The sequence below is a fragment of the Brevundimonas sp. genome (genome assembly GCF_036405315.1).
Taxonomy (GTDB): Bacteria; Pseudomonadota; Alphaproteobacteria; order Caulobacterales; family Caulobacteraceae; genus Brevundimonas.
On the sequence record NZ_DASWXW010000169.1, the window covers coordinates 1 to 16,946 of the forward strand.

Sequence of the window (16,946 nt, forward strand, 5' to 3'; positions counted from 1 at the left end):
CGTTCGCGCGCACTTAGCCCCCGCCAGACGGCCGGGCGGTCGCGGCGAGAGCTTGCTCTTGTCGAGGAAAGTCCGGGCTCCACGGTGAAGAGGCGGCGGGTAACTCCCGCCCGGGGCGACCCGAGGGATAGCGCCACAGAAAGCAAACCGCCTGGGCTTCGGCCCGGGGAAGGGTGAAAGGGTGGGGTAAGAGCCCACCGCGTCGGCGGCAACGTCGGCGGCATGGCAAGCCCCGCCTGGAGCAAGACCGAATAGGGACGTCGCGCGGTTTCGGCCGCAGGGTTCACCGCCCGAGGCGTCCGGGTAGGTCGCGAGAACCGCTCAGCAATGGGCGGTCCAGAGGAATGATCGTCGCCGCCTTTCGAGGCGGAACAGAACCCGGCTTACAGGCCGTCTGGCATTTTTCTTGGGCCTATCGGCCTTTGGCCTACTTTTGTTGGGCCACCGCGCGTTGCGCTGCTTGAGGGTGTTTCCATTCAACTTCTCGCCGTCATCCTCGGGCTTGACCCGAGGGTCGGGCTGTCCGGCTGCGCGATGGGTGCGTCCGTTAACCTCTTCGTTGAAAACATGGCGGAAAAAGCCGCCCACAGGCTGTGAATACTCTTGATGTTGCTTGTATGTTCTCGTTTTTGACTGTGTGAGCCGTTCGGCGAACTGCAAATTTGGTTAAAGGGTGTCAACTAATCCCATTGAGGCCCATTTGATCCCATGCTATCCCACAACTTCATGAGTAGGGGCTGTCGCCCGACGCGTGGTGTCATCAACGGATTTCAGGGGCGGGCCGAGGGCTCGATTGGGGCAGGGCGTGTTTCTCTCGACCTACGAGAAGCAGCTGGACGGCAAGCGCCGTCTCTTGATCCCCCAAGAATTCCGCACGGCCGAAAACGGCGCTGAGCACGGCGTCTTCTGCTTCCCCTCCATCGAGGCTGACTGCCTGGAAGCGGGCGGCGACAAGCTGTTCGCCGAATACCGCGCTGTGATCGAAAGCCTGCCCTTCGGCGATCCCTACCGCTCGGCGCTGGAGGCCTCGATCTTCGGCGAGCAGAAGCCGCTATCCTATGACTCGGCGGGCCGCATCACCCTGCCGGAGCACCTGTGCGCCGAGGTCGATCTGTCCGACACGGTCGTCATCTACGGCGTCGGCGAGCGTTTCCAGATCTGGAACAAGGACAGGTGGGCCGCGCACCGCGCCGAGCAGCGCCGCATGGCGCGCGAGGGCCTGAAGCAGTTCGGCGAAATGCGCCGCCAAGCCTCGGTGGTGAAAGCCGGAGGCGCGGCATGACGTCTCCGCACGCCCCTGTCCTTCTGGCCGAAGTCCTGGAGGCCCTGAACCCGCAGCCCGGCGACGTGATCATCGACGCCACCTTCGGCGCCGGCGGCTATACTCGCGCCATTCTGGAGCGCGGCGCCCAGGTCATCGGTCTGGATCGCGACCCGACCGTCCAGCCGCACGCCGACGCGGTGGCGGCTGCATATCCGGGTCAGTTCCAGCTGATCCGCACCCCCTTTTCGGGTCTGGCAGAAGCCTTCGCCGAGAGCGGCAAGGCCCAGCTGAACGGCGCTGTCTTCGATATCGGCGTCTCGTCGATGCAGCTGGATCAGGCCGAGCGCGGCTTCTCCTTCATGCGCGACGGGCCGCTGGACATGCGCATGGGCGATACGGGGCCGACCGCCGCCGACATCGTCAACACCTGGGATCACGGGCCGCTGGCTCACATCTTCAAGCAGTACGGCGACGAGCGTCAGTCGGGTCGGGTGGCGACCGCCATCCTGCGCCGCCGCGCCGAGCAGCCCTTCAGCCGCACCCTGGATCTGGCCGAGGTGGTCGAAAAGGCCCTGGGCGGTCGTCGCGGCGCGGCCATCCATCCCGCGACCCGCGTCTTCCAGGCCCTGCGCATCGCCGTCAACGATGAACTGGGCCAGCTGGAGCGCGGGCTGGAAGCGGCCGAGGCGACCCTGGCGCCGGGCGGCCGTCTGGTCGTCGTCACCTTCCATTCGCTGGAAGACCGCATCGTCAAGGCCTTCCTGACCGAGCGCACCGGCAATGCCCCGGGCGGCTCGCGCCACGCCCCGGTCGCGGTGGAGCTGCGCAAGCCCAGCTTCGACCTGATGTTCAAGGGCGCCAAGGAAGCCGGCGAGGCCGAACTGGCCGCCAATCCGCGCGCCCGCTCGGCCCGTCTGCGCGCCGCGATCCGCACCGAGGCTCCGGCCTGGGGCAAGATCGGGCCCAGAGCGGGGAGTGTGCGCGCATGATCGCCGTTCCCGTCCCGGTGAAGCGTCTGTTCGACTGGAAGGTCCGCGGCGTGCGCTGCGTCGAGATCATCGGCGTGGTCTGCGTCGCCGCCCTGGTCTTCTCGGTCTATATCGCCAAGGCCGCCGCCGCGCGCGAAAGCGCCGAGATCAGCCGCATCGAGAGCGAGATCCGCGAGAATCGCCAGCGGGTCCGCCTGCTGCGCGCCGAAGCGACCCGGCTGGAGCAGCCCGCGCGGCTGGAGGCCCTGTCGCGCGAGATCGGCCTGGGGCCGGTCGACGTGCGTCGCCAGGCGGTCGAGACGGGCCTGCCCGCCATCGCCCCGCCGCCGGCGGTGGCTGCGCCTGCTCCTGTCGTCGTGGCGTCGGCCGCGCCCGTCGCTGCGCCCGCTGCCGGGGAGAGTCTGCATTGAGCGTGCATGACCACCACGGCATGGACTATCGCCGCCCCGCGCCGGGCCGTCCGCAGGCGCGTCCGCAAGGCCCGTCGGTCGGCGGTCTGTTCGCCGCCTGGGGCCGCTGGGTCGCCAACTGCGTCTGGTGGATGGAGCATTCGTTCGAGCGCGCCCGCGCCGACGGCCGTCCTGAAGAAGACACCCGCGTCCGCATCTTCCTGATCCTGGCGGTCTTCTCGGTCGTCTTCGCCTGCCTGGCCCTGGGCGCGGCCCACGCCGCCCTGTTCGCGCCGCGCGGCGCGGCGGGCGCGGGCTTCAATCCGAACGCCCTGACGCGCGCTGATCTGGTGGACCGCAACGGCCAACTGCTGGCCACCAACATCACCCACTACGGCCTCTACATAGACCCGCGCGAGATCTGGGATCCGGCCGCCGCCAAGGCCCAGCTGCGCCGCGCCCTGCCGCGCGTCTCGGCCAAGCGTCTGGAGCGCGTGCTGGACGGCGACCGTCGCCTGCTGGTCCTGAATGGGCTGACCCCGTCCGAGCGCAGCGCGGTCCACGCCCTGGCCCTGGGCGGCGTCTCGTTCGAGCCCGAGGATCGCCGCGTCTATCCGCTGGGCGCCTCGGCGGCGCACCTGATCGGCCGGGCCGACACGGGCGGCGAGGGCGTGTCCGGCTCCGAGCTGGCCTTCAACCAGGAAATCCGCGCGGCGGGCGCGGCCGGCGAGGACTTCCAGCTGTCGATCGATCTGCGCGTTCAGGGCGTGGTCGAGAACGAACTGGCCGCCGCCGCCGAGGCCGCCGGGGCCAAGGGCGCCGTCGCGGTCGTCACGGACGTCCAGACCGGCGAGGTCCTGGCCATGGCCAGCTGGCCGACCTACGACGCCAACCGCCGCAACAGCGCGCCCGAAGAGACCCTGCTGAACCGCGTCACCTCGGGCCACTATGAGATGGGCTCGGTGTTCAAGAGCTTCACCGTCGCCGCCGGCATCGACACCGGCCGGGCCGACATGAACACCCTGTTCGACGCCTCGCAGGCCCTGCAGATCGGCAATCGCCGCATCAAGGACTTCCACGCCACCAACAAGGTGCTGACGCTGGAAGAGGTCTATCTGCACTCGTCCAACATCGGCACCTCGCGTCTGGCCGTCGAAATGGGCGGCGACGTGATGCGCGACTACTTCCAGCGGCTGGGTCTGCTGGAGGCCGCGCCGATCGAACTGAAGGAATCGGCCCGTCCGTCGCGGGTGCGCAAGTGGGACGACAGCACCCTGGCCTCGCTGTCCTTCGGCTACGGCATCATGGTCACGCCGATCCAGTATGTGGCCGCCTACGCCTCGCTGGCCAACGGCGGGCGCTATGTGCCCCTGACCCTGCGCAAGGGCGGCCTGCCCAACGCCCGCCCCCGTCAGGTCGTCTCGCCCGAGACCTCGGCCACCATGCTGGACCTGATGCGTCGCAACGTGACGCGCGGCTCGGGTCGGTTCGCCGACGCCCCCGGCCTGCGGGTCGGCGGCAAGACCGGCTCGGCCAACAAGCTGGTCAACGGCCGCTACGACCCCACCCACGCCGTCGGCTCATTCGCCGCCGTCTTCCCCGCCGACGGCCCGGTGACGGCCAAGCGCTACACCATCTTCGTCCTGGTGGACGAGCCGTCCTCCTATCCGCGCACCGGCGGCTATGTCGCCGCGCCGGCCGTGGGCAAGATCGCCGACCGCATCGCCCCCTTCCTGGGCGTCGAGCGCAAGGCTGACCGTTGGTCCACCGCCCTGGGCGAGAAGATCCCCGAGTTCCAGGATGTCGAGGGCGACGGTCGATGAGCGCGCTTCGTCTGTCCGAAATCCTGCGCCGCGACGTGAGCTCGGACCCCGAGATCACCGCCGTCACCGCCGACAGCCGCAAGGTCGTCCCCGGCGCCCTGTTCGTGGCCCTGCCGGGCGCCTCGGCCGACGGCCGCGCCTTCATTCCGCAAGCTCTGGCCAAGGGCGCCGCCGCCATCCTGGCCCCGGCCGACACGCCTGCGGGCGCCGCGCCCCTGCTGGTCGCCTCGGGCGACGTGCACCGCGCCTACGCCCTGGCCGCGCGCAGCTTCTACGGCGCCCAGCCCAAGACCTGCGTCGCCATCACCGGCACCAACGGCAAGACCTCGGTGGCCAACTTCTGCCGCCAGATCTGGGCGGGCCTCGGCCTGAAGTCGGCCAGCATGGGCACGCTCGGCGTGGTCGGTCAGAAGGGCGACAAGACCTACGCCCTGACCGGCCCCGGCCTGACCAGCCCCGACGCCGCCGACGCCGCCCGCCTGCTGGCCGAGTTGGCCGCCAAGGAGGTGACGCACCTGGCGCTGGAAGCCTCGTCGCACGGCATCGAGCAGCGCCGTCTGGACGGGGTGGCCATCCGCGCCGCCGGCTTCACCAACCTGACCCAGGATCATCTCGACTATCACGGCACGATGGAGAGCTATCGCGCCGCCAAGCTGCGCCTGTTCGAGGCCCTGCTGCCGCGCGGCCGCACCGCCGTGCTGAACGCGGATTCCGACGCCTATTCCGCCTTCGCCTCGGCCTCGATCATGGCGGGCCTGGGCGTCATGGGCGTGGGCGAGCGCGGGCGCGACCTGTCGCTGCTGGCGCGCCGGGCGACGCCGGAAGGACAGCGCCTGACCATCGACGCGCGCGGCCGCATCCACGACATCCTGCTGCCGCTGGCCGGGGCCTTTCAGGCCTCGAACGCCCTGGTGGCGGCGGGCCTGTGCATCGCCGGCGGCGAAGACCCCGACCGGGTCATCCCGGCCATGGAGTTCATCCAGGGCGCGCAGGGCCGTCTGCAACGCATCCCGGGCGAGGGTTCGCGCGGCGGCGAGGTCTATGTCGACTACGCCCACACCCCCGACGGTCTGGAGACGGTGCTGAACGCCCTGCGTCCCCACGCAACGGGCAAGCTGATCGTCGTCTTCGGCGCGGGCGGCGACCGCGACCGCGCCAAGCGGCCGATGATGGGCGAGATCGCCGGTCGTCTGGCCGACGTGGCTATCGTCACCGACGACAATCCGCGCTCGGAAGACCCCGCCGCCATCCGCGCCCAGGTCCGCGCCGGTTGCCCCGACGCGCTGGAAATCGGCGACCGCCGCGAAGCCATCCGCCACGCCGTATCGCTGATGCGCGAAGGAGATGTGGTGGTGATCGCCGGAAAAGGGCATGAACAGGGACAGATCGTCGCCGGGGTGGTGCATCCCTTCGACGACGCCACCGAAGCGACCGAAGCCCTGCGCGATCATGCCTGACACCCAAACACCGCTCTGGACCGCCGAAGCCATCGCCTCGGCGACCGGCGGCCAGCTCCACGGACCCGACGCTGATGTCTCGGGCCTCACCTACAACAGCCGCGAAATCCAGCCGGGAGACCTCTTCCTGGCCCTGCACGGCGCGCGCGACGGGCATGAGTTCGCCGCCGCCGCCTTCGCCGCCGGGGCTGTGGTCGCTCTGGTCGATCGCCCAGTCGAGGGCGGGCCCTATGTTCAGGTGCCCGACACCCTGAAGGGGCTGGAGGCCATGGGCGTCGCCGCCCGCGATCGCGCCCGTCTGCGCGGCGCCGTCACCGGCAGCGTCGGCAAGACCAGCGTGACCCAGGCGATCAAGGCCGGTCTCGATCTGGCCGGCTCCAGCCACGCCTCGATCAAGAGCTACAACAACCACATCGGCGTGCCCCTGACCCTGGCGCGGATGCCGCACGGCACCGACCGCGCCGTGTTCGAGATCGGCATGAACCATCCGGGCGAGATCGGGCCGCTGTCGGCCTTCGTGCGCCCGCACGCGGCCTGCGTCACCACGGTCGGGCCCGTCCATATCGAAGCCTTCGCCGACGGCGAGGTGGGCGTGGCGCGTGAAAAGGCCGCCATCTTCGAGGGGCTGATCCCCGGCGGGATCGCCGTGGTCAACGCCGCCGATACCCACGCCGACATCGTGCGTCAGGGCGCGCTGGACGCCGGGGCGACATTGCGCACCTTCGGTCATGACGTCGGCTGCGACGCGCGCCTGCTGGATTTCATGCCTGACAGCGAGGGCGCGACCGTCACGGCTGAGCTGGACGGCCAGCGCATCGAGTATCGCCTGCCCCAGTCGGGCGTGCACTGGGGCCTGAACAGCCTGTGCGTCATCCTGATGCTGCAGGCGCTGGACGTGTCGCTGGACGCGGCGCTACAGGCCCTGGCCGGCTTCCAGCCTCTGGCCGGGCGCGGCCAGATGGCGACCGTCGCCATTCCCGGCGGCGCCTTCACCCTGATCGACGAGAGCTACAACGCCAATCCCCTGTCGATGAAGGCGGGCTTCGTCAGTCTCGGCGCCAAGCCCGTGGGGCCGGGCGGGCGCCGCGTCGTCGTCCTGACCGACATGCTGGAGCTGGGCGAGCACAGCCGCGCCCTGCACGAAGGTCTGGCCCCGGCTATCGAGGCGGCCGGTCTGGACGTGGTCCACGCGGCCGGACCGCAGATGCGCCAGCTTTACGACATCCTTCCGCCGTCGCTGCGGGGCCAATGGCGCGAAACCGCCGCCGAACTGGCCGCCGAGGCCGCCAGTCTGGTCCAGCCGGGCGACGTGGCCATGGTCAAGGGCTCGAACGGGTCCAGGGCCTCGCTGGTCGCGGCGGCCCTGGCCGGATTGCATGACGCCGTGCGTGGACCGATAGAGAAATGAGGAGAGACCCCCTCAAGCAGGACCGCGCCGCGCGCGGTCCGATAGGGGACTAAAAAGCCATGTTCTACCTGCTCTATCTCTATTACGCTGATATTGCTCAGGAATATCCGCTGCTGCACCTGGTCCAGTATCAGACGGTGCGCGTCGCCCTGGCCATGGCCACGGCCATGATCGTCGCGGTCGCCATGGGCAGCCGCTTCATCAACTGGATCCGCGCCAAGCAGGGTCGGGGCCAGCCGATCCGCGACGACGGCCCGGTGTCGCACCTGTCAAAGGTCGGCACCCCGACCATGGGCGGCCTGATGATCCTGGCGGGCATCGGCGTCGCGGTCTTCCTCTGGGGCGACCTGACCAACCCCTATATCTGGATCGTCTCGGGCGTGACGGCGGCCTTTGGCGTTCTGGGCTTCATCGACGATTACGCCAAGGTGACCAAGCAGACCTCGGCGGGTCTGACCTCGAAACAGAAGCTGGCGGCCCAGGCCGTCGTGGCCGTGATCGCGGGGATCCTGACCGTCGTCTGGATGACCTATTCCCCGACCTCGCCGGGGCTGGAAACCTCGATCGCCTTCCCCTTCCTGAAGGCCATCCTGCTGAACATCGGATGGTTCTATGTGGCGTTCGCGGCCTTCACCATCATCGGCTTCTCCAACGCCGTGAACCTGACCGACGGTCTGGACGGCCTGGCCATCGTGCCGGTGATGATGGCGGCGGGCGCCTTCGGCATCATCTCCTATCTGGTCGGCAACTTCCTGTTCGCCGACTATCTGCAGGTCCACCACGTGCCCGGCGCGGGCGAGCTGGCCATCTTCTGCGCCGCCATGATCGGCGGCGGCATGGGCTTCCTCTGGTACAACGCCCCCCCCGCCAAGATCTTCATGGGCGACACCGGCTCGCTGGCCTTGGGCGGCGCGCTCGGCTCCATCGCCGTGGCCACGAAGCACGAGCTGGTGCTGGGCATCGTCGGCGGCCTGTTCGTGGTCGAGGCGGCCTCGGTCATGATCCAGGTCGGCTACTTCAAGCTGACCGGCAAGCGCATCTTCCTGATGGCGCCCATCCACCACCATTTCGAGAAGATGGGCTGGCCGGAATCCACCGTCGTCATCCGTTTCTGGATCGTCGCCGCCATGCTGGCGCTGCTCGGTCTGGCCACGCTGAAGCTGCGCTGATCACATGATCCCCGTTCCCGGTTTCGAGGGGCGTCGCGTCGCGGTCTTCGGCCTGGGCCGGTCCGGGATCACGGCGGCGCGCGCGCTTCAGGCCGGGGGCGCCGTCCCGGTCCTGTGGGACGACGGCGTCTCGGGCCGGATGCAGGCCGAGGCCGAAGGCTTCGTGGTCGAGGACCTGACCCGCGCCGACTGGTCCGGCTTCGCCGCCTTGGTCCTGTCGCCGGGCGCCCCCCTGACCCACCCCAAGCCGCACTGGACGGTCGAGCGCGCCCTTCAGGCGGGCGTGCCGGTCATCGGCGACGTCGAACTGTTCGCCCGCGCCCTGGACGCCCTGCCGACGGGCCAGCGCCCCCGCGTCGTGGCCATCACCGGCACCAACGGCAAGTCGACCACCACGGCCCTGATCGGCTGGGTGCTGAAGTCGGCGGGCCTGAGCGTCCACATCGGCGGCAATATCGGCATCGGCGTCCTGGCCCTGCCGGCCCCGACCCCCGAGGCCGTCTATGTCATCGAGGTCTCGTCCTATCAGCTGGACCTGACCACCCGCTTCGCGCCCGACGTGGCCATCCTGACCAACATCAGCCCCGACCATCTGGACCGCCACGGCGGCATGGAAGGCTATGTCGCGGCCAAGCGGCGGATTTTCCAGGCGCAGGGACCCGAGGCGCTGGCGCTCGTCGGCGTGGACGAGGCCTGGGGGCAGGGGATCGCGGCGGACCTGTGCGCGCAGGGACGGCGGATTTGCACGGTTTCCACCTCCGCTCATCCCCGCGGAAGCGAGGGCCCAGTGAGAGCCGCGCACGCGACGCCGCCAGAACCTCTACAGCCAAAGACCTGGGTGCCCGCTTCCGCGATGAGCGGGATAGAGGCTGAGCCCGGCGCATTGCTGGCCGATGGCGATGTGTTGGCCGACCTCTCCGTCGCCCGCTCGCTCCCCGGCCGTCACAACGCCCAGAACGCCGCCTTTGCCTATGCCGCCGCCCGGGCGCTGGGCGTGTCGCACGACGCAGCGGTCGAGGGTCTGCTGACCTTCCCCGGTCTGGCGCACCGCATGGAGGCGGTTGGCCGCCTCGGCCCGATCCGCTTCATCAACGACTCCAAGGGCACCAACGCCGACGCCGCGCGTCAGGCGCTGGCCTCCTACCCCTCGGTCTTCTGGATCGCGGGCGGCAAGGCCAAGGAGGGCGGCATCGACAGTCTGCGCGACCTCTTCCCCCACGTCGCCAAGGCCTATCTGATCGGCGAGGCGGCCGAGGCGTTTGCTGAAACCCTGGGCGACACCCCGCACGTCGTGGCGCATTCCATGGAGCGCGCCGTCGAACTGGCCGCCGCCGACGCCGCGAAAGCCGGAGGCGAGCAGGTCGTCCTGCTGTCGCCCGCCTGCGCCAGCTTTGACCAGTTCCCTGACTTCGAGGTGCGGGGCGAAGCCTTCCGCGCCGCCGTGCTGGCGCTGGGCGCCAAGCCTGAGCCCGCCGCATGAGCCAGAGCTACAGCCACCCCTTTTCGCGCAACGACCAGAGCCTGATCGCGCGCTGGTTCTGGACCGTGGATCGCGGCCTGCTGGGCGCGGCCCTGACCCTTGTGGCGCTGGGCGTGTCGCTCAGCTTCGCCTCCAGCCCGGCGGCCATCCTGGCCGATGAATCGATCACCGATCCCTTCCACTATTCGTGGCGGATGATCGTCTGGGCTTCGATGGGCACGGGCCTGATGCTGACCACCTCCCTGCTGTCGCCGCGCGGGGTGCGGCGGATTGCGGTCCTGGCCCTGTTCGGGGCCATCGTCGTCATGGCGGCCCTGCCCTTCATCGGCGACACGGTGAAGGGCGCCGCGCGCTGGGTGAACCTCGGCCCGTTCAGTCTGCAGCCGTCCGAGTTCGCCAAGCCCGGCCTGATCGTCTTCGCCGCCTGGATGTTCGCCGAGGCGCAAAAGGGGCAGGGGGTGCCGGGCGTCAGCATCGCCTTCGGCTTCTGGGCCCTGACCGTCGGCCTGCTGCTGATCCAGCCGGACATCGGCCAGACCCTGCTGATCACCACCACCTTCATGGCCGTCTTCTTCATGGCCGGGGTGCCGCTGAAGTGGGTGGCCGTCATCGCCGCCATGGGGGCGGGCGGGGTGGTGTCGCTCTATTTCACCTTCAGCCACATGCGCGACCGCCTCAGCCGCTTCCTGTCGCCTGAGACGACCGACACCCACCAGATCGACCGCGCCTCCGAGGCCATACGCGCCGGCGGTCTGGTCGGGCGCGGCATCGGCGAGGGGGTGATGAAACGCCACGTGCCCGATCTGCACACTGACTTCATCTATTCCGTCGGCGCCGAGGAGTTCGGCCTGATCCTGTCGCTGACCATGATCGGCCTCTACGCCTTCATCGTCATCCGCGGGATGAAGAAGGCGATGAAGCTGAACGACCCGTTCGAGCAGACGGCGGCGGCGGGCCTGTTCATGCTGATCGGGCTGCAGGCCTGCATCAATGTGGCGGTGAACCTGAACCTGATCCCGACCAAGGGCATGACGCTTCCCTTCATCAGTTATGGCGGCTCGTCGATGATGGCCATGGGCCTGACCATGGGCTTCGCCCTGGCCCTGACGCGGCGCCGTCCTGGGGCCTATGAGCCAGGCTCCAACATCTCCCCGCCGCGTCGTCGCCTGCTGCCGTAAGAGAGTTTCCATGACCAAGGTCTGCGTCGTCGCCGCCGGAGGCACCGGCGGTCACATGTTCCCCGCCGAGGCTCTGGCCCGCGAGCTGGCCTCGCGTGGCTGGCGCGTGGTGCTGGCCACCGATGCGCGCGGCGAGCAATACGCCCACGCCTTCCCCGCCGAGGAGCGTCTGGCGCTGGACGCCGCCACCGGGCGCGGCCCCATCGGTCTACTGAAGGCGGGTCTGGCGATCTGGCGCGGGGTGGGGCAGGCCAAGTCGGCCTTTGACCGCACGGGCGCGGACGTGGTCGTCGGCTTCGGCGGCTACCCCTCGGCCCCGGCGCTGGTCGCCGCCATCCTGCAAAAGCGCCCGACCCTGATCCACGAACAGAACGCCGTCCTGGGCCGCACCAACCGGATGCTGGCCCCGCGCGTCGGCGGCGTGGCCTCGGCCTTCCCGACCCTGGGCCGCGCGCCCGAGGCGGTGAAGGCGCGGGCGCAGGTCGTCGGCAACCCGGTCCGCCCCGACATCCGCGCCCTGTTCGACCGCGCCTATGTCGCGCCCGCAGGCGACGGCCCGATCCATGTCCTCGTCACAGGCGGCAGCCAGGGCGCCCGCATCCTGTCCGAGACCGCGCCCCGCGCGCTGGCGGCCCTGCCCGAGGCGATCCGCAGCCGCCTGAAGGTCCAGCAGCAGTCGCGGCCCGAAACTCTGGAAAGCGCCCGTCAGATCTATCTGGAGGCGGGCATTAACGCCGAGGTCGCGCCCTTCTTCCGCGACATGGCCGACCGTCTTTCCAAGGCGCATCTGGTCATCGGCCGCGCCGGGGCTTCGACCTGTTCGGAACTGGCGGTGGCGGCCCTGCCGTCGGTCCTGATCCCGCTCAAGATCGCCATGGACGACCACCAGACCCTGAACGCCCGCGCCCTGTCCGAGGCTGGCGCCGCCCGCGTCATCGCCGAGGACGACCTGACGGTCGACAGCCTGACCGCCGCCCTGACCGAGGTCCTGTCCGACCCGGCGGCGCTGACCGCCATGTCCGCCGCCGCCCGTTCGGTCGCCATCCCCGACGCCGCGCAAAGGCTGGCTGATCTGGTCGAGGCGGCGGTCTAATCCCTTCTCCCACGGCGGGGAGAAGGGCTATGGTCAAGCCATGCCCCAGTTCGTCGTCGACCTGACCAACAACGTCTTCACCCTGTGGGCCCAGTTCCACTGGCTGCCCGAATGGGCCGTGGTGTCGATCATCACCGCCGTCTTCGTCTTCATCGGCTGGGCGGCCAATCAGGTGGTCTTCGCCCTGCTGAAGCTGGCTGTGCGCAAGCGCGACGTCTTCTGGCGGGGGATGGTCGACCGCGCCCGGCTGAAGGTCCGGATCGCGGTCATGATCATCGCTCTGGCCCTGGCGGTCACGGTCTCGCCGCTGGACCCGGAGCCGTCGTTGTTCATCCGCCGGACCCTGCTGTTCGGCTTCATCCTGGTGTGCGGCTGGATGCTGGCGGGCGCCGTGGACATGGGGGCCGTCGTCCATCTGAAGAAGTTCAACATGGACACGGAGGACAACCTCCTGGCCCGCAAGCACGTCACCCAGACGCGCATTCTGCAAAGGGTGGCGGCCATCCTGATCGGCCTGATCACCCTGGGGCTGGCGCTTTTGACCATTCCCGGCGTGCGGCAATGGGGGCTGTCGCTGCTGGCCTCGGCGGGGGTGGTGGGCATCGTCGCGGGTCTGGCGCTGCAACCCTTCCTGACCAACCTGCTGGCCGGCATCCAGATCGCCACGGCCCAGCCGATCCGCCTGGACGACGCCGTCGTCGTGGAGGGCGAGTGGGGGCGAGTCGAGGAGATCACCTCGACCTATGTGGTGGTCAAGCTGTGGGACTGGCGGCGCATGATCCTGCCGCTGACCCATTTCATCCAGAAGCCGTTCCAGAACTGGACCCGCGACGACGCCAGCCTGATCGGCGTGGCCTTCCTCTATGTGGACTATGAGGCGCCGATCGACCGGCTGCGGGTCAAGCTGGAGGCCATCGCCCACGCCTCGCCCCTGTGGGACGGCGACGTGGTGGCGCTGCAGGTGACGGACATCACCGAGCGCGTGGCCCAGGTCCGCTGCCTGACCAGCGCCAGGAACGCCTCCCTGGCCTTCGACCTGCGCTGCGAGGTGCGTGAAAAGATGCTGGCCTTCATGCGGGACGAATGCCCGGAAGCTTTGCCGAGGGATCGAGTGGACCTGGATCGGAACGATCGCGGAGTTCTCCCTCTCCCTGATGGGGAGGGTGGCTGACGCGAAGCGTCAGACGGGTGGGGCGCTTGGTTGTCGCTTCCCCCTCCCACCCGGTCGCTGCGCGACCTCCCTCCCCATGCAGGGGAGGGAGAAGGTTTTGTCAGTCCTTCATCCGCTCGCGCCCGATCCGCACGGCCTCCGCCGCGTTGACCGCATCAGCCGCCCGCAGCCCGGCCCCGCAGGCCACCGCCGCCAGTTCCGCCGCGTCCCCGCCGGGCGCCACGGCATAGGGCGGGGCGTTTTCCGGGGTGATCGGCCCCTCGGTCCCGTCGGCTTTCAGCGAGGCGAAGTCCAGTCTATCCGCCGTCTGGGCCGCGCAGTCGAAGCGCCACCAGGACCAGCCGCCGGCATAGGCGACGCCGCCGATGACCATGTCCTCTTCGCTGACCTGCAGCGACCGCATCCGCACCCCGTCGCCGTCGGGCGTCACCGAGGCCGTGTCGGCGAAGATGGCGAACCGCCCCGCGCCGGTCAGGACCAGGGCGTGATCCTGAGCCGCCGCGCTGGTCGCGGACAGGACGAGGCCGGCCGTCAGGATCGCAAGGTCTCGCGTCATCAGGGTATCCCGTTTCATTAACCGCATCCGCAAACCACGTGTTGAGACGCTGCGTCTAGAACCAAGCCATGTATCAGGAACCGCTCGGAGTCGATCTCGCCGCCGCCCCGCCCGACCGGCGGGCGCGCGAACGTCGTCCGTTCCGGCAGACGCGCCGGCCCGAGGAGCGCGTCCGCATCCTGGGCGAGACCGTCGACCTGATGCGGCCCGAAGAGGTCCTGCTGCACGTCGAACGCTGCATTGAGGCGGGCCGGCGCAGCATTATCGCCAACCACAACCTGCACAGTCTCTATCTGTTGCCGCGCACGCCGGGGATGCGGCGGCTCTATGATCTGGCCGACGTGGTCGAGCTGGATTCCACGCCCCTGATCCATTTCACCCGGCTGCTGGGGCTGCACAGCCGGCCCTTCCACCGCTGCACCTATCTGGACTGGCGCGACCAGTTCTGGAGCATGGCTGACCGCAAGGGCTGGCGCGTCCTCTATGTCGGCGGCGCCGACGGCGTGGCGACCGCGGCGGCGGAGCGTCTGAGCGCGCGCTATCCGGGGGCCGTGATCAAGGGCCTGTCCGGCTATTTCGACGCCACGCCGGGATCGGCGGGCAACGCCGCGATCCTTGCCGCCGTGCGCGAGTTCCAACCGAACGTCCTGTTCGTCGGCATGGGCATGCCGCGTCAGGAGTTGTGGATCGCCGACAACATCGAGGCCCTGCCCGAGGCCGTCATCCTGCCGGTCGGCGCCGCCTTTGACTATGAGGCCGGCGTCCAGAAGGCGGCGCCTCGCTGGATGGGGCGGCTCGGCGTCGAATGGCTGTTCCGCCTGTTCTCCGACCCGAAACGCCTGTTCGCGCGCTACTGCGTCGAGCCCTGGTTCCTGATCGGGCCGGCCCTGGGCGATGTCCGGGCGGCGATGCAACGCAAGAAGCCCTGAATTCGGGGGTGCTCGCTGAGCCATCGCAATGACGATGGTTGAGGCCCTGAATTTCCACGACTTCGTCTGAAACAGACGGCCTGACGCGCCTTACCAAGCCCACATACTGGTCAAGTCGCCCGTGTCGAGGCGCAATGACAGGGAGGCCGCCGCGCCGATTTCAGACGATTCAGACGAATTGGACTCTGTTTTTGCGCCCGTACCGAAGCGGACGCTTTCATCTAGCTCGCCACGATCTGCTCGGCCTGGTTCAGGTTGACGCTGACCAGCTGGCTCATGCCGCGCTCGGGCATGGTGACGCCGTAGAGGCGGTCCATCCGGCTCATGGTCACGGGATTGTGGGTGATGACGATGAAGCGGGTGTCGGTGCGCGACCGCATCTCGTGCAGCATCCGGCAGAAGCGGTCCACGTTGGCGTCGTCCAGCGGCGCATCCACCTCGTCCAGCACGCAGACGGGCGCCGGGTTGGCCAGGAAAACGCCGAAGATCAGGGCCGCCGCCGTCAGGGCCTGCTCGCCGCCGCTCATTAGCGACATCACCGACAGCCGCTTGCCGGGCGGGCAGGCGTAGATCTCCAGACCGGCTTCCAGCGGATCGTCGCTCTCGACCAGCTTCAGCTCGGCCTGACCGCCGCCGAACAGGGCCTCGAACAGGGCCTTGAAGTTGGCGTTGATGACGTCGAAGGCCGCTGTCAGACGCTCGCGGCCCTCGGCGTTCAGTTCGTCGATGCCGTCGCGCAGCTTGGCGATCGCCTGGGTCAGGTCGATGCGTTCGGACTTCATGGCGCCCAGGCGGTCGCCGTATTCGGCGGCCTCTTCCTCGGCGCGCAGGTTGACCGCGCCCAGGGCCTCGCGCTCGCGCTCCAGCCCGGACAGCAGGCTCTCGGCGCCGGCCGTGTCCGGCGGGCGGGCGATGGCGTCGTCGATCAGCTTCTGGCCCAGCTCGTGCGGCGACATCTGAGCCGTTTCGCGGACGTTGGCTTCCGCTTCGGCCAGACGCTCAGAAGCGGCCTCGGCGCGGGCGGCCAGACCGGCGCGGGCCTCGCGTGCGGCGCCAGCGGCGGCCTCGGCGGCGCGGCTGGCGCGGTCGCTTTCACTCGCCGTGCTTTCGGCCAGCGACAGGGCTTCGGCGGCGGCGCTCTTGCGCGTCTCGGCGGCGATCAGGGCGTCTATCAAGGCTCCGCGCTGTTCGGCGAAGCCCTGTGGCGCGATCTCGGCCTGTTTCAGCAGGGCGGCGGTCTTGTCGGCGTCCTTGCCCAGGGCGGCGACGCGGGCGGCGCTTTCCTTTGAGCGCCCGGCCCAGCCCTCGTGGGCGCGGCTCAGGCTGCCCACACGCTGTTCGCGCCCGGCGCGGTCGCGGGCCTCCTCGTCGCGGGTCGAGCGGGCGGTCTGGGCTGCCTGGCGCGCGGCATCGGCGGCCAGGCGGGCGGCGGCCAGTTCGTCGCGCAGGCCGGCGATGGTCTCCGACGGGGCCTCGACCGACTGCGCGGCCTCCAGCGCGGCTTTTGCTTCCGTGACCTCGCCGTCGAGCCGGGCGACGGTCTCGTCCAGCGCCTGGGCGCGGGCTTCGCGCCGGGTCTGGTCGCGCCTCAGGCTCTCGACCCGGTCGCGGGCAACGGTCAGGGCCTTGTCGGCGGCGAAGGGCTTGAGGCGGGCGGTCTTCACCGCCTCCTCGGCGGCGCGGAAGGCCTCGGTCGCCGCCTTCTGAGCCGTCTGCGCGGCCTCCAGCGCCGGCTTGCCGGTGTCGATCTCGGCTTCCAGCTCGGCCAGCCGCGTGCGCTGGGCCAGTCGCACGGCGGCGGGGCGCGGGGCCTCGGCGCGGCTGACGAAGCCGTCCCAGCGATAGAGGTCGCCTTCCGCCGTCACCAGGCGGGCGCCGGTGGGCAGGGCCTTGGCCAGGGCCGCGATGCGGTCCTTGCTCGCCACGCCGCAGAAGGCCAGGCGCGCGGCCAGTTCGGCGGGGGCGGTCACATGGGCGGCCAGCGGGGCCACGCCCTCGGGCCAGACCGGCGAGGGGGCGTCGGCGCCCGCCCAGTGGGCG

At 69.7% G+C, this 16,946-nt stretch carries 14 protein-coding genes and 1 other RNA gene; 13 read left to right on the top strand and 2 right to left on the bottom strand.

Going from position 1 to position 16,946, the window contains the following annotated elements:
- Positions 1-23: 23 nt before the first annotated feature.
- The 12 genes from rnpB to VGE49_RS10670 all read left to right on the top strand — a co-directional run bounded on the left by rnpB (position 24) and on the right by VGE49_RS10670 (position 13,421).
- Positions 24-402, top strand: an RNA gene (gene rnpB / locus VGE49_RS10615) — RNase P RNA component class A.
- Between the two features lie 403 nt (positions 403-805).
- A complete protein-coding gene (locus VGE49_RS10620) occupies positions 806-1,282 on the top strand; it encodes a division/cell wall cluster transcriptional repressor MraZ (protein ID WP_331034527.1) in 477 nt (158 codons plus the stop codon).
- Positions 1,279-2,253 carry a 16S rRNA (cytosine(1402)-N(4))-methyltransferase RsmH gene (gene rsmH, locus VGE49_RS10625; protein ID WP_331034528.1) on the top strand — a complete coding sequence of 325 codons (975 nt, stop codon included), beginning with the start codon at positions 1,279-1,281 and terminating at the stop codon, positions 2,251-2,253. Before VGE49_RS10620 ends, rsmH begins: the two co-directional genes overlap by 4 nt.
- Positions 2,250-2,663, top strand: coding sequence for a cell division protein FtsL (ftsL, locus tag VGE49_RS10630; protein ID WP_331034529.1), 414 nt, complete (start codon positions 2,250-2,252; stop codon positions 2,661-2,663). Before rsmH ends, ftsL begins: the two co-directional genes overlap by 4 nt.
- A 20-nt stretch (positions 2,664-2,683) precedes the next feature.
- On the top strand, positions 2,684-4,465 hold the full coding sequence (locus VGE49_RS10635; protein ID WP_331034539.1) for a peptidoglycan D,D-transpeptidase FtsI family protein: 1,782 nt from the start codon (positions 2,684-2,686) through the stop codon (positions 4,463-4,465).
- Complete coding sequence (locus VGE49_RS10640) at positions 4,462-5,922, top strand: UDP-N-acetylmuramoyl-L-alanyl-D-glutamate--2,6-diaminopimelate ligase (RefSeq protein WP_331034530.1); 1,461 nt, start codon at positions 4,462-4,464, stop codon at positions 5,920-5,922. Before VGE49_RS10635 ends, VGE49_RS10640 begins: the two co-directional genes overlap by 4 nt.
- Complete coding sequence (locus VGE49_RS10645) at positions 5,915-7,330, top strand: UDP-N-acetylmuramoyl-tripeptide--D-alanyl-D-alanine ligase (protein ID WP_331034531.1); 1,416 nt, start codon at positions 5,915-5,917, stop codon at positions 7,328-7,330. The genes VGE49_RS10640 and VGE49_RS10645 overlap by 8 nt, the downstream gene beginning before the upstream one ends.
- Positions 7,331-7,389: 59 nt before the next feature.
- On the top strand, positions 7,390-8,499 hold the full coding sequence (gene mraY / locus VGE49_RS10650) for a phospho-N-acetylmuramoyl-pentapeptide-transferase (RefSeq protein WP_331034532.1): 1,110 nt from the start codon (positions 7,390-7,392) through the stop codon (positions 8,497-8,499).
- A gap of 4 nt (positions 8,500-8,503) precedes the next feature.
- Positions 8,504-9,979: a UDP-N-acetylmuramoyl-L-alanine--D-glutamate ligase gene (gene murD, locus VGE49_RS10655; RefSeq protein ID WP_331034533.1), complete on the top strand. Its 1,476-nt coding sequence runs from the start codon at positions 8,504-8,506 to the stop codon at positions 9,977-9,979.
- Positions 9,976-11,157, top strand: coding sequence for an FtsW/RodA/SpoVE family cell cycle protein (locus VGE49_RS10660; protein ID WP_331034534.1), 1,182 nt, complete (start codon positions 9,976-9,978; stop codon positions 11,155-11,157). The genes murD and VGE49_RS10660 overlap by 4 nt, the downstream gene beginning before the upstream one ends.
- Positions 11,158-11,167: 10 nt before the next feature.
- Positions 11,168-12,250 (top strand): undecaprenyldiphospho-muramoylpentapeptide beta-N-acetylglucosaminyltransferase, encoded by a 1,083-nt coding sequence (gene murG, locus VGE49_RS10665; protein WP_331034535.1) that lies wholly within the window; start codon positions 11,168-11,170, stop codon positions 12,248-12,250.
- Between the two features lie 40 nt (positions 12,251-12,290).
- Positions 12,291-13,421 (top strand): mechanosensitive ion channel family protein, encoded by a 1,131-nt coding sequence (locus tag VGE49_RS10670; RefSeq protein ID WP_331034536.1) that lies wholly within the window; start codon positions 12,291-12,293, stop codon positions 13,419-13,421.
- A 100-nt stretch (positions 13,422-13,521) separates the two neighbouring features.
- Here the strand turns inward: VGE49_RS10670 and VGE49_RS10675 are convergent, their stop codons facing one another.
- Positions 13,522-13,977: a surface-adhesin E family protein gene (locus VGE49_RS10675; protein ID WP_331034537.1), complete on the bottom strand. Its 456-nt coding sequence runs from the start codon at positions 13,975-13,977 to the stop codon at positions 13,522-13,524.
- Positions 13,978-14,045: 68 nt separating this feature from the next.
- Between VGE49_RS10675 and VGE49_RS10680 the strand changes: the two genes are divergently transcribed.
- The gene (locus VGE49_RS10680; RefSeq protein ID WP_331034538.1) at positions 14,046-14,906 is read left to right on the top strand and encodes a WecB/TagA/CpsF family glycosyltransferase; all 861 of its coding nucleotides are present in this window, start codon (positions 14,046-14,048) and stop codon (positions 14,904-14,906) included.
- Positions 14,907-15,127: 221 nt separating this feature from the next.
- On the opposite strand, the gene VGE49_RS10685 is transcribed toward VGE49_RS10680, so the two are convergent.
- Positions 15,128-16,946 (bottom strand): coiled-coil domain-containing protein (locus VGE49_RS10685; RefSeq protein WP_473964841.1); only part of this gene is annotated, 1,819 nt, incomplete at its 5' end.

What these genes read in the sequence shown, in the direction of transcription:
- murG (WP_331034535.1), top strand. Translation starts at nt 11,168, where the DNA reads ATGACCAAGGTCTGCGTCGTCGCCGCCGGAGGCACCGGCGGTCACATG.
- VGE49_RS10680 (WP_331034538.1), top strand. Translation starts at nt 14,046, where the DNA reads ATGTATCAGGAACCGCTCGGAGTCGATCTCGCCGCCGCCCCGCCCGAC.
- mraY (WP_331034532.1), top strand. Translation starts at nt 7,390, where the DNA reads ATGTTCTACCTGCTCTATCTCTATTACGCTGATATTGCTCAGGAATAT.
- VGE49_RS10640 (WP_331034530.1), top strand. Translation starts at nt 4,462, where the DNA reads ATGAGCGCGCTTCGTCTGTCCGAAATCCTGCGCCGCGACGTGAGCTCG.
- VGE49_RS10675 (WP_331034537.1), bottom strand. Translation starts at nt 13,977, where the DNA reads ATGACGCGAGACCTTGCGATCCTGACGGCCGGCCTCGTCCTGTCCGCG.
- murD (WP_331034533.1), top strand. Translation starts at nt 8,504, where the DNA reads ATGATCCCCGTTCCCGGTTTCGAGGGGCGTCGCGTCGCGGTCTTCGGC.
- VGE49_RS10660 (WP_331034534.1), top strand. Translation starts at nt 9,976, where the DNA reads ATGAGCCAGAGCTACAGCCACCCCTTTTCGCGCAACGACCAGAGCCTG.
- VGE49_RS10635 (WP_331034539.1), top strand. Translation starts at nt 2,684, where the DNA reads ATGGACTATCGCCGCCCCGCGCCGGGCCGTCCGCAGGCGCGTCCGCAA.
- rsmH (WP_331034528.1), top strand. Translation starts at nt 1,279, where the DNA reads ATGACGTCTCCGCACGCCCCTGTCCTTCTGGCCGAAGTCCTGGAGGCC.
- VGE49_RS10670 (WP_331034536.1), top strand. Translation starts at nt 12,291, where the DNA reads ATGCCCCAGTTCGTCGTCGACCTGACCAACAACGTCTTCACCCTGTGG.
- VGE49_RS10645 (WP_331034531.1), top strand. Translation starts at nt 5,915, where the DNA reads ATGCCTGACACCCAAACACCGCTCTGGACCGCCGAAGCCATCGCCTCG.
- ftsL (WP_331034529.1), top strand. Translation starts at nt 2,250, where the DNA reads ATGATCGCCGTTCCCGTCCCGGTGAAGCGTCTGTTCGACTGGAAGGTC.